This window comes from Wenzhouxiangella indolica (genome assembly GCF_042310355.1).
Lineage (GTDB): Bacteria > Pseudomonadota > Gammaproteobacteria > Xanthomonadales > Wenzhouxiangellaceae > Wenzhouxiangella.
Window position 1 is genome coordinate 156977 of the sequence record NZ_JBHJMR010000005.1, and the last position, 13180, is coordinate 170156.

Annotated in this window: 14 protein-coding genes; 6 read left to right on the forward strand and 8 right to left on the reverse strand. The window is 66.5% G+C overall.

The window, feature by feature from the left end; translation table 11 throughout:
• Nucleotides 1–8 precede the first annotated feature (8 nt).
• The 8 genes from ACDC67_RS08215 to lptM form a co-directional block, all read right to left on the reverse strand.
• Nucleotides 9–776, reverse strand: coding sequence for an MlaE family lipid ABC transporter permease subunit (locus ACDC67_RS08215; RefSeq protein WP_376692180.1), 768 nt, complete (start codon nucleotides 774–776; stop codon nucleotides 9–11).
• Complete coding sequence (locus ACDC67_RS08220) at nucleotides 773–1591, reverse strand: ABC transporter ATP-binding protein (protein ID WP_376692182.1); 819 nt, start codon at nucleotides 1589–1591, stop codon at nucleotides 773–775. The genes ACDC67_RS08215 and ACDC67_RS08220 overlap by 4 nt, the downstream gene beginning before the upstream one ends.
• Before the next feature lie 158 nt (nucleotides 1592–1749).
• Entirely contained in the window at nucleotides 1750–3090 is a 1341-nt protein-coding gene (gene hslU, locus ACDC67_RS08225; protein WP_376692184.1) for an ATP-dependent protease ATPase subunit HslU, read from the reverse strand.
• Between the two features lie 18 nt (nucleotides 3091–3108).
• The gene (gene hslV, locus ACDC67_RS08230; RefSeq protein ID WP_376692185.1) at nucleotides 3109–3651 is read right to left on the reverse strand and encodes an ATP-dependent protease subunit HslV; all 543 of its coding nucleotides are present in this window, start codon (nucleotides 3649–3651) and stop codon (nucleotides 3109–3111) included.
• Nucleotides 3652–3884: 233 nt separating this feature from the next.
• Entirely contained in the window at nucleotides 3885–4784 is a 900-nt protein-coding gene (xerC, locus tag ACDC67_RS08235) for a tyrosine recombinase XerC (protein WP_376692187.1), read from the reverse strand.
• Nucleotides 4785–4812: 28 nt separating this feature from the next.
• Nucleotides 4813–5493 carry a DUF484 family protein gene (locus ACDC67_RS08240; RefSeq protein ID WP_376692189.1) on the reverse strand — a complete coding sequence of 227 codons (681 nt, stop codon included), beginning with the start codon at nucleotides 5491–5493 and terminating at the stop codon, nucleotides 4813–4815.
• Nucleotides 5472–6332, reverse strand: a complete 861-nt coding sequence (gene dapF / locus ACDC67_RS08245) for a diaminopimelate epimerase (protein ID WP_376692190.1) — start codon at nucleotides 6330–6332, stop codon at nucleotides 5472–5474. The genes ACDC67_RS08240 and dapF overlap by 22 nt, the downstream gene beginning before the upstream one ends.
• A gap of 3 nt (nucleotides 6333–6335) precedes the next feature.
• Nucleotides 6336–6512 carry an LPS translocon maturation chaperone LptM gene (lptM, locus tag ACDC67_RS08250; RefSeq protein ID WP_376692191.1) on the reverse strand — a complete coding sequence of 59 codons (177 nt, stop codon included), beginning with the start codon at nucleotides 6510–6512 and terminating at the stop codon, nucleotides 6336–6338.
• Here lptM and ACDC67_RS08255 point away from each other — a divergent pair.
• The 6 genes from ACDC67_RS08255 to ACDC67_RS08280 all read left to right on the forward strand — a co-directional run bounded on the left by ACDC67_RS08255 (nucleotide 6511) and on the right by ACDC67_RS08280 (nucleotide 12511).
• Nucleotides 6511–7191 (forward strand): alpha/beta hydrolase, encoded by a 681-nt coding sequence (locus tag ACDC67_RS08255; protein WP_376692193.1) that lies wholly within the window; start codon nucleotides 6511–6513, stop codon nucleotides 7189–7191. The two genes, lptM and ACDC67_RS08255, sit on opposite strands and share 2 nt — an antisense overlap.
• Before the next feature lie 5 nt (nucleotides 7192–7196).
• Entirely contained in the window at nucleotides 7197–7916 is a 720-nt protein-coding gene (locus ACDC67_RS08260; protein WP_376692249.1) for a LytR/AlgR family response regulator transcription factor, read from the forward strand.
• The gene (gene hemC / locus ACDC67_RS08265) at nucleotides 7913–8827 is read left to right on the forward strand and encodes a hydroxymethylbilane synthase (protein WP_376692194.1); all 915 of its coding nucleotides are present in this window, start codon (nucleotides 7913–7915) and stop codon (nucleotides 8825–8827) included. The genes ACDC67_RS08260 and hemC overlap by 4 nt, the downstream gene beginning before the upstream one ends.
• 271 nt (nucleotides 8828–9098) lie before the next feature.
• Nucleotides 9099–9878 carry a uroporphyrinogen-III synthase gene (locus tag ACDC67_RS08270; RefSeq protein WP_376692196.1) on the forward strand — a complete coding sequence of 260 codons (780 nt, stop codon included), beginning with the start codon at nucleotides 9099–9101 and terminating at the stop codon, nucleotides 9876–9878.
• Nucleotides 9879–10022: 144 nt separating this feature from the next.
• Nucleotides 10023–11321, forward strand: a complete 1299-nt coding sequence (locus tag ACDC67_RS08275) for a uroporphyrinogen-III C-methyltransferase (protein ID WP_376692198.1) — start codon at nucleotides 10023–10025, stop codon at nucleotides 11319–11321.
• Nucleotides 11318–12511: a heme biosynthesis HemY N-terminal domain-containing protein gene (locus ACDC67_RS08280; RefSeq protein ID WP_376692199.1), complete on the forward strand. Its 1194-nt coding sequence runs from the start codon at nucleotides 11318–11320 to the stop codon at nucleotides 12509–12511. The genes ACDC67_RS08275 and ACDC67_RS08280 overlap by 4 nt, the downstream gene beginning before the upstream one ends.
• Nucleotides 12512–13180 lie beyond the last annotated feature (669 nt).

Genomic DNA, 13180 nt, shown 5'->3' on the forward strand with positions numbered 1-13180 from the left:
TTGCGTCTTTAGAGCATGAATGCCGAAAGGATGAAGTCCAGCACGAGTACGGCGATGGCCGTGGCGATCACCGTCTGTGTGGTGGCCAGGGCCACGCCCTCGCTGGTGGGTCGGGCCGACCAGCCGAACCACACGGCCAGCCAGGCGGCCACGAAGCCAAAGAAAACCGCCTTGAGCATGCCGCCGCCGAAATCGCGCACCAGTTCCACCGATGACTGCATGTTGGCCCAGAAAGTGATCGGATCGCTGCCCATCAGGAATACGGCGAAAAAGATGCCGCCGACGATGGCGGTGAGATTGAAAACCAGCACCAGGGCGGGCAGCGCAATCATCCCGGCAAGCAGGCGCGGCTGGACGATGCGTTCCATCGGGTCGATGGCCATCAGATCGAGCGCGTCGAGCTGTTCGGTCGCGCGCATCAAGCCGATCTCGGCGGTGATGGACGTGCCGGCCCGCCCGGCGAACAGCAGCGCGGCGAGCACCGGCCCGAGTTCCCGGAACAGCGACAGGGCGAGCACGGTCGAGACGGCGTCGGCGGCGCCGAAGCGCGTGAGGGTGTCGTAGGTCTGCAGCGTCAGCACCAGGCCGACAAAGAAACCGCTGATGACGATGATCACCAGCGAACGAACGCCCGCGAAGTAGACCTGGCGCAGGATCTCGGCCAGCTGTTTCGGTCCGAAACGCATGCGAGAGAAGGCGGTGAGCAGGAACAGCCCGGCCCGGCCGAGTTCTCGTACGGGCGTGAGCAAGGCCATGCGGGGCGCGCTTTCGCTCATACCCTTTCTCCCCGCGCCAGAAGTTGCGCGGTCAGGTCGTCGGCGGGGTAGTGAAACGGCACCGGGCCGTCGGGCTCGCCGCGCATGAACTGGTGCACCAGCGGGTCGTCACTTTTGGCAAGCTGCTCCGGCGTGCCGGTGGCGACCAGCCGGCGGTCGGCGATGATGCAGGCGTGACCGGCCAGTCGGGCGATCTCGCGTACGTCGTGGGTGATGACCACGCTGGTGGTGCCCAGCGCGCCGTTGATGTCGCGAATCAGGCGCAGGGACACGCCGAGTGAAATCGGGTCGAGACCGGCGAAAGGCTCATCGTAGATCATGATGCCCGGGTCCAGCGCCATGGCGCGTGCGGTTGCGACGCGTCGTTTCATGCCGCCGGACAGTTCCGCCGGGTAGAGATCGGCGGCGCCGCGCAGGCCCACCATTTCGAGTTTCATCAGCACCAGGCGCCGGATCAGGGACTCGGGCAGCTTCGTGTGCTCGCGCAGCGGCAGGGCGACATTGTCGAAGGCGGTCAGGTCGGTGAACAGCGCGCCGTTTTGCAGCAACACGCCGATGTTGCGCCGCAAGCGGCCCAAGGCCTTGCCGCCGAGGCGGTCGACGCGGGTCTCGCCGAGCCATACCTCTCCGCTGTCGGGCTTGAGCTGGCCGGTGACCAGGCGCAGCACCGTCGTCTTGCCGGCACCGCTCGGCCCGAGTACGGCCGTCACCCGCCCGGCGGGGATATCGAGGTCGAGGTCCTCGAGAACGGTTCGTCCGCCCAGGCGCACGGTGACGCCCCGGAGGGATATGGCAGTGGCGGATTGTTCGGTCATGTTGCCCTTATTGTCCCTACCTGTCTGTGATCCGACCGCGAAGGAGCTCTTAAGTTTTGCGGCTGTTGACCGAAGTTTGAATGTTCGAAACCGATCGGCACACGCTCCGGTCGGCCGTCGCGTGTGCGAGCCCGGGAGGGACCTGGAAGAACGCCGTCTTAGAGAATATAACGGCTCAGGTCTTCGTTTCCTGCCAGGTCCTTGAGCGATCGATCGACGTAGTCGGCGTCGATGACGACCTTTTCGCTGCCGTGGTCGGGTGCCGAGTAGGAAATGTCCTCGAGCAGGCGTTCGAGCACCGTGTGGAGGCGGCGTGCGCCGATGTTCTCGGTCGACTCGTTGACCGAAAAGCTGATCTCGGCCAGGCGCGTGATGGCGTCGTCGGTGAATTCCAGTTCCACGCCCTCGGTGGCCAGCAGCGCAACGTACTGCTCGGTCAGGCAGGCGTCGGGCTCGGTCAGGATACGCTTGAAGTCCTCGACCGCGAGCGCGCGCAGTTCCACGCGGATCGGCAGGCGACCCTGCAGTTCCGGCACCAGGTCGGACGGCCTGGACACGTGGAAGGCACCGGAGGCGATGAAGAGCATATGATCGGTGCTCACCGGCCCGTAGCGGGTGTTGACCGTCGCGCCTTCGACCAGCGGCAGCAGGTCTCGCTGCACGCCCTCGCGCGAGACCTCGCCGGATCCGCCGCCTTCGGCGCGGCGGGCGACCTTGTCGATCTCGTCGATAAACACGATGCCGTGCTGTTCGGCCGTCTTCAGCGCCTGCTGCTTGACCTCTTCGTCGTTGATCATGCGCGCGGCCTCTTCCTCGACCAGCACCGGGATGGCGTCCTTGACCTTCATGCGGCGCTTTTGCTTGCGCTGGCCCGACATGTTGGAAAACATCTGCTGGAGCTGGTTGGTCATCTCTTCCATGCCGGGCGGGGACATGATCTCCACGCCCATGTTCATGTCGAGGTCGATCTCGATTTCACGCTCGTTGAAGTCGCCGTCGAGCAGCTTGCGCATCATCTTGCGGCGAGTGTCCGAGGATTGCTCGGCGGGTTCCTCCGGCGCATTCGAGAAACCGGAGCTCTGCTGGCGCGGCAGCATGATGTCGAGAACCCGTTCGACCGCCGCATCTTCGGCGCGTGAACGTACTTTTGCCATGGCCTCGTCACGGGCCAGCTTGTAGGCCACCTCGGTAAGGTCGCGCACGATCGACTCGACGTCCTTGCCGACGTAACCGACTTCGGTGAACTTGGTCGCCTCGACCTTGATGAACGGTGCCTTGGCAAGGGTCGCCAGGCGGCGGGCGATCTCGGTCTTGCCCACGCCGGTGGGGCCGATCATCAGGATGTTCTTGGGCGTGATTTCCGGCTGCAGCTTCTCGTCGACCTGCATGCGGCGCCAGCGATTCCGAAGCGCGATGGCGACGGCGCGCTTGGCATCGGCCTGGCCGATGATGTGGCGGTCCAGTTCCTGGACGATTTCACGGGGCGTCATCTGTGTCATGGCTTACTGGCCTCGGGCTTAATTCGTTTCGAGCGTTTCGACGGTGAAGTTGTGATTGGTGTAGATGCAGACTTCGCCGGCGATGGTCAGCGCCTCGCGGCAGATGGTCTCGGCATCCAGGTCGGTATGGCGCTGAAGTGCGCGCGCGGCCGACTGCGCGAAGGGACCGCCCGAGCCGATCGCGATCAGGCCTTCTTCGGGTTCGATCACGTCGCCGTTGCCGGAGATGATCAGGGAGGCCTCGTGGTCGGCGACCGCCAGCAAGGCTTCGAGACGGCGAAGCATGCGGTCGGTGCGCCAGTCCTTGGCAAGCTCGACCGCCGCGCGCGTGAGGTGACCGGAGTGCATCTCGAGCTTGCTTTCGAAACGCTCGAACAGGGTGAAGGCGTCGGCCGTGGCGCCGGCAAAGCCGGCCAGGACCCGGTCCCTGTAGAGACGCCGAACCTTGCGCGCGTTGGACTTCATGACGGTGTTGCCGAGCGTGACCTGTCCGTCACCGGCAATCACCACCTGGTCGCCGCGCCTTACCGAGATGATGGTGGTGCCGCGGTACTGTTCCATACGGGCTGATCCGTTGTTCGGGAATGAAACTGGAACATGGGGATGCGAGTGGTATGGGGCAAGGCAGGCGTCGGGCAAGTACCAATGTCCAAGCACCAATTTTCAAACAAGGGCCTCCAATAACTAATGATCAAAACGGCGTTGCACCGAGCGGACTTGGCCGGTGGCCGTTTCGAACATTGGAAATTCAGTCATTGGGGCTTGTTTGGAAATTGGTGATTGGGAATTGAGATTTAGTCGGACTTCTTTCTGGCTCTCGGATGCGTCTCGTCATACACCTTCGCCAGATGCTGAAAGTCGAGGTGGGTATAGATCTGCGTGGTGGCCAGGTTGGCGTGGCCGAGCAGTTCCTGCACGGCTCTGAGGTCGCCCGAGGACTCGAGGATGTGCGAGGCGAAGCTGTGCCTGAGCTGGTGGGGGTGCACGTTCTGGTCGAGGCCCTGTCGCCGGGACCAGTAGGCGACGCGCTTCTGGATGGCGCGCACACCCAGCGGCCGGCCCTTGAGGCTGGTGAATACGCGCGGCTGCTCGATGCCGGCAGCGGTCGCGTGAATACGGCGCCATTGATTGAGAGCGCGCACGGCGTGACGGCCGACGGGCACGATGCGTTCGCGCCTGCCCTTGCCGAGTACGCGCACCAGGCCCTGCTCCAGGTCGAGGCGGTCCCAGTTCAGTCCGGCCAGTTCGCTCACGCGCAGCCCCGAAGCGTAGAACAACTCCAGCATGGCGCGATCGCGGGTGGCCAGCTCGTCTTCTTCGGGGATGTCCAGCAATGCCAGGACCTGGTCGACGTCGAGCACTTCGGGCAGCTTGCGCCGGACCCGGGGTGCCCGCACGCCCTGGCTGGGGTCGCCCGTGATGATCTTCTCGCGCCGCAGGTAGCGGAAGAAGCGCCTCAGCCCGGACAGGCGCCGCTGGACGCTTCGTGGCGACAGGCCGCGCCGGTGTTCACTGGCGGCGAAGCCGCGAACATCGGACGAATCGAGGGACTGGATGCGGCTGATGTCGCGCTCCCGGCACCAGGATTCGAGGCGTTCGAGATCGCGGCGGTAGGCATCGATGGTCGCCGGGCTCAGGCCGGCCTCGTCCGCCGCGTGGGCGAGAAAGGCGGTGATGGCCGCCCGGATCTTCATCTAGTGACCACTGGGCCCGTAGTGACCACTAGGCCCGTTTTCGTTCGTCGGCGTTGTCCTGCTCGAGGCGGTGGCGGATGGTGGTGCCGAGCAACTCGAGGAAGAGCGTGCCCATGTTGGGGTGAAAACGCTCGGGGGATTCCGAGCCGATCGCCAGCAGGCCCACGCCGCTGATCGGCACCAGGGCGGCCGAGCCGATCTTTTCGTGCTGGTTCGGGAACAACGCCTCGAGCTTGGCGCGCGTGAAGCGCCCGAACTCGATGCTGCCCTGGGCCAGCAGCTTCTCGAACCAGTCGGGAACCCCGGATTCATGCAGCGTGGCCGAAGCGATGTCGGCCAGGCCCGCGTGCGGCTCGAGCAGGTGCAGGCGCACGCTGCGCGCATCGAAGTCGCTGGCGAGGCGTTCCATGAGGCGCTCGATGAACTCGCCGCTGGAGCGGGTGGTCATGACCTCCAGCGTGAGCTGGTGGAGGCGCTGCATCAGACGCTCGTTCTCGCCGGCGATACCGGCGAGCGTCTCGAGCTGGGCGCGCAGCTGTTGATTGTCGCGCCGCATGCGCGCGACCTGGACCTCGATCAGGGAACTGGCGCTGGTCTCGTGCGGCAGGTGGAGCGATTCGAGCACGTCCGGGTGACGTTCGAAGAACCCCGGGTTGGCCGCCAGCCACTCGATGACGTCGTCTTCGTTCAGCGGTTCTGCGTCGGACATGGTATCGCTCCTTCAAACACTCGGCGGGCGGGTCCGGCGATCGCGACCGCGTTCCCCGGACCCGGCCAATCTACCACAAGCGTTCCGCCGGGCTGTACGACCTCGACCGGGTTTTCGACCCGGCCGAGAGACAGCAGTATCGCGGCTGCCGCCGCGGCACCGCTGCCGCAGGCACGGGTGGCGCCCGCGCCGCGCTCGAACACGTTCAGGCGCAGGCGCTGCGGCGACTCGATCTTGGCCAGGCCGACGTTCGCGCCATGGGCGAGATCGGGGTGCTGTCCCAGCGCGCGGCCCAGCGTTTCCAGCCTTGCGGCGTCGGGCGCGCGCGTTTCGAGCACCAGCAAATGCGGATTGCCCAGCGAAGCGCCGTAGATAGCCAGCGGTTCGCCCGCTACTTCGAATCTTGCCGGAAAGCGCGCGAATCCGGACAGGCCGACGGCAACGGGATCGAAGTCCGGAACGCCCAGGGTCGCGCTGATATCGTCGTCCGAGCGGTATTCGACCTCGACGCTGCCGGCCGGCGTGGCCAGCCGGATCGCGCCGTCGGTGCCGTCCTCTTGCGCCAGCCACAGCGCGACGGCGCGCATGCCGTTGCCGCACTGTTCGGCCCCGCCGCCGTCGGCATTGCGGATCTCGACGAGGCAGTGCTGGCCGGGTTCGGCCGTCGGGCGCAGAATCAGCATCTGGTCGAATCCCACGCCGCTGCGACGGTCGGCCCATTGCCGTACTTGCTCGCGGGAAAACGCGATCGGCCGCCGCCGGGCGTCGATCAGCATGAAATCATTGCCCAGGGCTTCGAGCTTGTGGAATTCGAGCGGCAAGTCGGCCGGGTCGGCCATCGGTCAGCCCTCCGCTGCGTCCGCTTGCCGCGTCTCTTCGGTTTCGCCGGAAGGCTCCGGGGCGATGTCGGGCGCTTCGCTTTCGGGCAAGTAGAGGTCGCCCTTGAGGCCGCAACCGGTCGCCGCCGTGACGGCGACGAGCAACAGGGCGACGGCGAGGGCGGTTAAACTTGCACGCATGAACGACTCCAGTGACTCGAAACTCGAAAGCGTGATCCTCGACACCGGCGAGAATCCGCGGCACGCCGTTGTGTGGTTGCATGGCCTGGGTGCCGACGGCCATGACTTCGAACCGATTGTACCGCAGCTGACCGCCGCCTCACGTCGGCCGGTGCGCTTCATCTTTCCGCATGCGCCGGTCCGGCCGGTCACCATCAACGGCGGCATGGCGATGCGCGCCTGGTACGACATCCTGGGGGTGGATATCGATCGCGACCAGGACATGGACGGAATTCTCGCGTCGGTTCGCCTTGTCGATGCGCTGCTCGACGAGCAGGTGGCCGCGGGTGTCCCGCCGGAAAACCTGGTGCTCGCCGGGTTCTCCCAGGGTGGCGCGATTGCGCTTCGCTGCGGCCTGGCCCGGCGCGAGACCCTCGGCGGGCTGATCGGCCTGTCGACTTACCTGGTCGACGCCGCCGGTCTCGAACACTGGTCCGCCACCCCGGCGGGCGCGCTGCCGATCCTGATGGGACACGGCAGCCAGGACCCGATCGTACCGGTCGGTCTGGGCGAGGCGAGTGCCAAGCGTCTCAAGGCGGCCGGCTTCGACGTGTCCTGGCAGACCTGGCCCATGCCGCATGCGGTGTGTGCCGAGGAAGTGGCGGCTATCGATGAGTGGCTGGAGCAGCGCTGGACGTGAGCGAGATGCGCGCGCTCATCGTCGACGACGAGCGGCCGGCGGCCGATCGACTCGCGCGCCTGCTCGAACAACAGCCCTCGGTGCGCAGCTGCGGCATCGTCGACCAGGCCGAACAGGTGGAGGCGCGCTGCCGCGAGCTGGTCCCCGACGTGGTCTTTCTGGACGTCGAGATGCCGGGCCTCGACGGTGTCGCCATCGCGCGCCGCCTGCGCAAGCTCGAGTCTGCGCCGGCGGTGATTTTCGTGACCGCTTTCGAGCATTACGCCGTCGACGCATTCGAGTTGGCGGCCGTCGACTACCTGGTCAAGCCGGTGCGGCCGGAGCGGCTGTCGCGGGCGCTCGAGCGGGCCCGCAATCGCCCGATCGACCCCGGGGCCACGTTGCGCACCCGACTGGGGGATCGCGTACTCTCGATACCGGTCGTCGATGTCCGTGCCCTGGTGGCCGAGGACAAGTACACCGTTGTCCATTTCGACAAGGGCGAGGCCCTGATCGACGACTCGCTGGTTACCCTTGAACAACGTTTCAATCAGCAGTTCATCCGCATTCACCGCAAGGCCCTGATCGCTCGCCGCTACCTGCGCGGCCTGTTCCGCGACGAGCAGGGACAGGAGCGCGTCGAACTCGACGGCAGCGACTGCCGGCCGCCGGTCAGCCGGCGCAACCTGGCGCTGGTCAGGCAGGTGCTCGATGGCCGGCAACCCTCAGATGGAACCGAATCATGAAGACCCTCAGAATCGCCACCCGAAAGTCGAAGCTTGCACTCTGGCAAACCGAGCATGTAGCGCAGCAGCTGCGCGAGCGCTACCCCGGTCTGGACGTGACCCTGGTGCCCCTGAGTACGCGCGGTGACGAGGTGCTCGACCGGTCGCTGGCCGAGATCGGCGGCAAGGGCCTGTTCCTCAAGGAACTCGAGCGCGCGATCCTGGACGGCGAGGCCGATATCGCCGTGCATTCGCTCAAGGACGTTCCGGCGGAGCCGTCGGCAGATTTCGACCTGGCGGCCTTCCTGCCGCGAGCGGACTGGCGCGACTGGTGGATCACGCGCGACGGATCGAGCCCGGAACAGCTGCCGGCCGGGTCGAAAGTGGGCACGGCCAGCCTGCGACGGCAAAGCCAGCTGCTGGCGCGCTGCCCCGGCCTCGAAGTCGTCACCGTGCGCGGCAACGTGCAGACGCGGCTTGCCAAGCTGGACGGTGGGGATGTCGACGCCCTGATCCTGGCTGCCGCCGGGCTGCAGCGCCTGCAAATCGATCGCGAACATGTCATGGCACTGGAGCCGCCTTCGTTTCTGCCTTCGGCCGGGCAGGGCGTGATCGTGGTGCAGTGTCGTGCCGGCGAGTCCGAGACGCGCGAATTGCTGGCGCCACTCAATTGCGCCGATACACTGGCGACGATGCGCGCCGAGCGCGCCGTGGTTGCCGAACTCGGTGGCGACTGCCGCATGCCCCTGGCGGCGTTCGCGCGCCTGCAAGGCGATCGCATCACGCTGGACGCGCGCCTGGCCAGCCCCGACGGTCGCGAAGTGCTCGACGCGTCGTTCGAAGGGCCCGCGGGCGAGGCCGCCGAACTGGGTCGAAAGGCGGCGCGAGCGCTCCTTGAGAAGGGAGGAATGCGAATCCTGTCACAGATTTGAAGGCTGCCGTAATTTTTGCGGCGGACAGTCTGGACATCGGGTTTGAAGTGTGTCAGAGTATTTGAAAAGGAGGACGACAGGGGTTTAGACGATTTGATTTCCGGGCGTCATCCACGGCTCAGTTTGCTGAGGTGCGTCCCCCTACTGCCAACGCCAACACGCAAGCCCCCAGCACTTTGGCAAGTTGCGCCAGACGCCCGGATTCTTCTCCTGAGAGCCTGCCCCTTCGGCAGGCTTTCTTTTTTTCGGCTCCCGGCAAGAGACGGTTGTCATGCCTGAAAAGACCCTGGTGTTGATCACGCGAACGCGTCCGGCGGCCGAGGCGCTGGCCGAGCAGGTCGCCGCCCTCGGCTGTGAGCCCTTCCAGTGCGCGCCCTTCGAGCTCGAGCCGCCCGAGAACCCGGAGGCCGTGTCCGACGACCTGGCCATGGCCCTGCCCGCCGACCGTGTCATTCTTACCAGTCACGAAGCCGTGCGGCAGACCGTCGGCCTGGTCGGAACCCGACAGCTCAATCGCGCACTGGTCATCGTGCCGGGGCAGGGAACGGCCTCGATCGCGCGCGATCTGGGCCTCGACAATGTCATCTATCCCGAGCGCCATGGAACCAGCGAAGCCATGCTGGCGATGCCGGAGTTGCGTGACGTCGAGGGCCTGGAAATATTGATCCTGGCGGCCGCCGGTGGTCGTAGCCTGATGGGCGAAGTGCTCGAGAAGCGCGGAGCGGTTGTCGAGCGGATCCATGTTTATCGGCGCGTTGCTTGCGAGCTTCCGGATGAAACGGCCGGTAGAATCGCCTCTGCCGAGGCGCTGGTGACGCTCGGGGCCAGCCTGGAGGCGGTCACCGGGCTGATCGAGCGCTTGCCGGAGCCGGCGGCGGACACGATCCGGTCCGCGCCGCTCGTCGTGCCATCGCAGCGCGTGGCCGATCACGCGACCCGAATGGGATTCCGGCATTGCCTGATCGCCACCGGGGCTTCGGACGAGGCCATGCTGGCCCGGCTTCAGCGCCTGGTCGAGGTTTCGCCTGGTCGAGGTTCAAGGAACCTCTGAACAACTCTGCGCGGGCGCGAAGGCCCGGAGCGGGTCAGGAATGTCTCGATGGCACGATTGCCGGAGCGGTTGCAACATCACGTCGGTGATTTGCGTTAATCTCGAAATCGGTTTGCAAGCGGGTCTTCGATTCCCGACAAGTTGATGAGCGAGCAGAAAGAGCCCCACCAGAACGAAGCGACCGAGCCGGATCACCCGGTTGTTCACGATGACGCCGGAGAGGATTCGGCGGCCGTCGGTACTGACTCATCCTCCGGACGCGACAGCCATGACACGTCGACCTCCAACGGCGGCCGACGCGGCGGGAACGGCCTGGCCTGGCTGGCGCTCCTGCTTGCCTTGGCCGCCGCCGGCCTGTCCGCCTGGCAATGGTGGTTGTCGACCCATAGCGAGGTCGAGGCCGATCCGCTGGCCCCGCGGCTCGAGGAGCAGGTCGACGCGCTCGAGGAGCAGGCCGACGCGCTCGACGCCCAGTCGCGCCGCACCAGCGAACTCAGCGATCGCCTGGATGCCTTGTCCGGACGATTCGGCGAGATCGAAGGGCGCCTGCCCGAGGATGGTTTCGAACCCCAGGCCCTGCGGCGCGCCGACGACGATCTGTCGAGCGCGCAGGCCGATCTCGAACAGCGGCAGGCCGATCTGGAGCAGCGGGTGGACGCTCTTTCCCGCCAGCTCGATCAGGCGGTCTCCGCCATGGACTCACAGCTGGAAGAGCTGGGCACGGTCCGGACCGACCGAATCGACGAGTCGCTGGCCGAAGCGAGTTTCCGGCTGGGCCTGATCGAGGTTGCCGGGCTGTTGCGGCTGGGCCAGTCGCGCGCCGAGCTGGCGGCCGACTACGATTCGGCCGTGTCCGTCTACCGTCGCGCGCAAGCGCGGCTCGAGTCGATCGACGACAGCCGGGCTCAGCGCCTGCGCCAGTTGGTCGGGCAGGAACTCGAGGCTCTGCGCTCGATCGAGGCGACCGACTGGTCGGCGCTGGTCGGCGAGCTGGCGGCCCTGGAGGGCGAGACCGGGCAATGGCCCATGCAGTCTCGGCAAGCGGCCACCGACGAGCCCGAGAGCGATTCCGGTGGCGATGGCGGCGAGGGTGAAGGCGATGGCTGGTGGGCCGAACTGCGGCGCTCGATGGGCGGCCTGGTTCGCGTCTCGCCGCGCGAGTCCGCGCCGCTGACGCCGGCGGCGGCCGAGAGCGTGCGCGAACGGCTGCGCCTGCACCTGGCGGCGGCGCAAGTGGCGGCGGCGCGCCGCGATAGTGAAGAGCTGGCGAATCACGCCGCCGCGGCGGTCGAGGTGATCGACGCACATTTCGATTCCGGCAGCGATTCGGTCAAGGGTGCGCTAGAGACCCTCTCGGCCATGACTTCGGCGGTTTCGCCGCAGTCCCTGCCCGAACTCGGCGACGCCCTGGCCGAGGCCGAACGTCGATTGGCGGCATCGTGAAGCGTTTGCTGTTCATCCTGCTCGTCGCCCTGGCGCTGGTTGCGACCGCCCTGATCGCGCCGATCCTTGCCGACGATCCGGGCCATGTTCAGCTCGATATCGGGCCCTGGCGGATCGAAACCTCTGTGCTCGTTCTCGTCGGGGCGGTCATCGCGACCTGGTTCGCGCTTTCCCTTTTAGTAGCGCTGTTCCGCCTGCCGACGCAGCTCATACGCAAATCGCGCGAGCGTCGTTCGCGTCAACAACTCGAGAAGGGGTTCCTTTGCCTGACCGAGGGCGACTGGCAGGGTGCCGAGCGGGCGCTGCAGAAATCCCTGAGGCATCGCGACTCGACGGCCGGCTACCTGGCCGCCGCCCGCGCCGCCCAGGGGCGCGGCGACCAGGCCGGCCGCGATCGCTGGCTCGAACATGCCGACAGCCGCTTCGGGCGACGCCATTTCGTGACCGGGCTGGCGCGGGCGCGCCTGCTGGCGGCCGAGGGCCGGGCCGCGGAGGCGACCGCCGTGCTCGAAAAACTGCACCTGCGCAAGCCTCGCCACCAGGGCGTGCTTCGCCTGTTGCTGGAGAACTACCAGGAGCTCGGTCGCTGGCGCGACCTGCGATTGCTGACCCCCGCCTTGCGTCGTGCTGGTGTTGTCGACCGCGAGCGTGCTGCCGAGTTGGCCGCCCTGGCCGCACAGCGCGAACTGGATGCGAGCATCGACATCGATCGCCTCGAGAAGAGCTGGAAGGAACTGCCGCGCAAACTGCATCAGCGACGGGAGCTGGTCGCAGCCTACGCGCGGCGCGCAGCCGACCTGGGGCGAACCGCCCGGGCTTCCGGCCTGCTCGAGCGCTACCTCGCCAGCGAGCCTGACGATGAATTGCTGGCCCTGTATGCCGCGGCCGACGACGGCGAGCGCACCCACCGCATCAAGCAGTGCGAAAAATGGCTGCAATCCCACCCCGATCATGTCGGGCTGCAGCAGACCCTGGGATTGCTCTACCTTGAAGACCGGCAGTATGAACATGCCCGGGATTGCCTCGAGCGCGTGGTCCGCGAGCGCCCCAACAGCCGGGCTTATGCCGCGCTGGGGCGGGTGCTCGACCGGGCCGGCAAGCTCGAGGCCGCGGCGCAGTGCTACCGCAATGCCCTGCGCCTGCGCGACGGGCGGGGCGCCGAGCCGCTTCCGCCGCCGGCGGCGAGCTGACCACGGGGTTCTGGCTGCTGACTCTACTTGGGGCGTTGGGTGGGTTGGTGCCACCGGGCGGTTTGGTGGCCTCGACAAGTCAACTGCGTTTCGCCCGCCTGCTTCGCAGGCTGATGGCGAGTACCTTTTTCTCCAGAGCAAGAAAAAGGCACCAAAAATTGCTCTTCAAAGTCAAAGTCCAACGCTCGGTTGCCTCAGGAGCTTGATGACTGTGGGGGCTGGCCCCTTCGGTGAGCGGGCTTCGCGAGGGCCCGGCTGGTCGCGTGGTGGCCTGGATCGTTTCCGAAAGTGGCCATGGGAGGGATTCCGGGCTTGCGCTCGAAATCGGTTACACCGCGCGCTTTGCGCGCGCCATCTGCGCGGTTGCGGAGAAGCGTAGGATGCGTGGAGCGAAGCGCAACGCATCGGCCGATGCGTTACGGCCCTACGGGCCTCCACGTATCCTACGCGCCTGGATCGAGCCCCCCCGCGCGCGCAGCGCGCCACCTTCGAAGCCGAGCCGTTCTCGTGCGGGCTTCGTCCCATTCCTGCCAGTGCCACCGGATCCTCCGACCGAATCTTCGCGAAGCCCGCTCCGCGAAGGGGCCAGCCCGCACAGCGCGTTAATTCCGAGATAATCGAGCGTGGGACTTTGAATTTGAAAAGCGCTTTTTCGTATCTTTTTTCGCT

Bases quoted from the DNA above. Each gene is read 5' to 3' on its own strand.
- ACDC67_RS08215 (WP_376692180.1), bottom strand. From the start codon at position 776: ATGAGCGAAAGCGCGCCCCGCATGGCCTTGCTCACGCCCGTACGAGAA.
- ACDC67_RS08220 (WP_376692182.1), bottom strand. From the start codon at position 1,591: ATGACCGAACAATCCGCCACTGCCATATCCCTCCGGGGCGTCACCGTG.
- hslU (WP_376692184.1), bottom strand. From the start codon at position 3,090: ATGACACAGATGACGCCCCGTGAAATCGTCCAGGAACTGGACCGCCAC.
- hslV (WP_376692185.1), bottom strand. From the start codon at position 3,651: ATGGAACAGTACCGCGGCACCACCATCATCTCGGTAAGGCGCGGCGAC.
- xerC (WP_376692187.1), bottom strand. From the start codon at position 4,784: ATGAAGATCCGGGCGGCCATCACCGCCTTTCTCGCCCACGCGGCGGAC.
- ACDC67_RS08240 (WP_376692189.1), bottom strand. From the start codon at position 5,493: ATGTCCGACGCAGAACCGCTGAACGAAGACGACGTCATCGAGTGGCTG.
- dapF (WP_376692190.1), bottom strand. From the start codon at position 6,332: ATGGCCGACCCGGCCGACTTGCCGCTCGAATTCCACAAGCTCGAAGCC.
- ACDC67_RS08255 (WP_376692193.1), top strand. From the start codon at position 6,511: ATGAACGACTCCAGTGACTCGAAACTCGAAAGCGTGATCCTCGACACC.
- lptM (WP_376692191.1), bottom strand. From the start codon at position 6,512: ATGCGTGCAAGTTTAACCGCCCTCGCCGTCGCCCTGTTGCTCGTCGCC.
- ACDC67_RS08260 (WP_376692249.1), top strand. From the start codon at position 7,197: ATGCGCGCGCTCATCGTCGACGACGAGCGGCCGGCGGCCGATCGACTC.
- hemC (WP_376692194.1), top strand. From the start codon at position 7,913: ATGAAGACCCTCAGAATCGCCACCCGAAAGTCGAAGCTTGCACTCTGG.
- ACDC67_RS08270 (WP_376692196.1), top strand. From the start codon at position 9,099: ATGCCTGAAAAGACCCTGGTGTTGATCACGCGAACGCGTCCGGCGGCC.
- ACDC67_RS08275 (WP_376692198.1), top strand. From the start codon at position 10,023: ATGAGCGAGCAGAAAGAGCCCCACCAGAACGAAGCGACCGAGCCGGAT.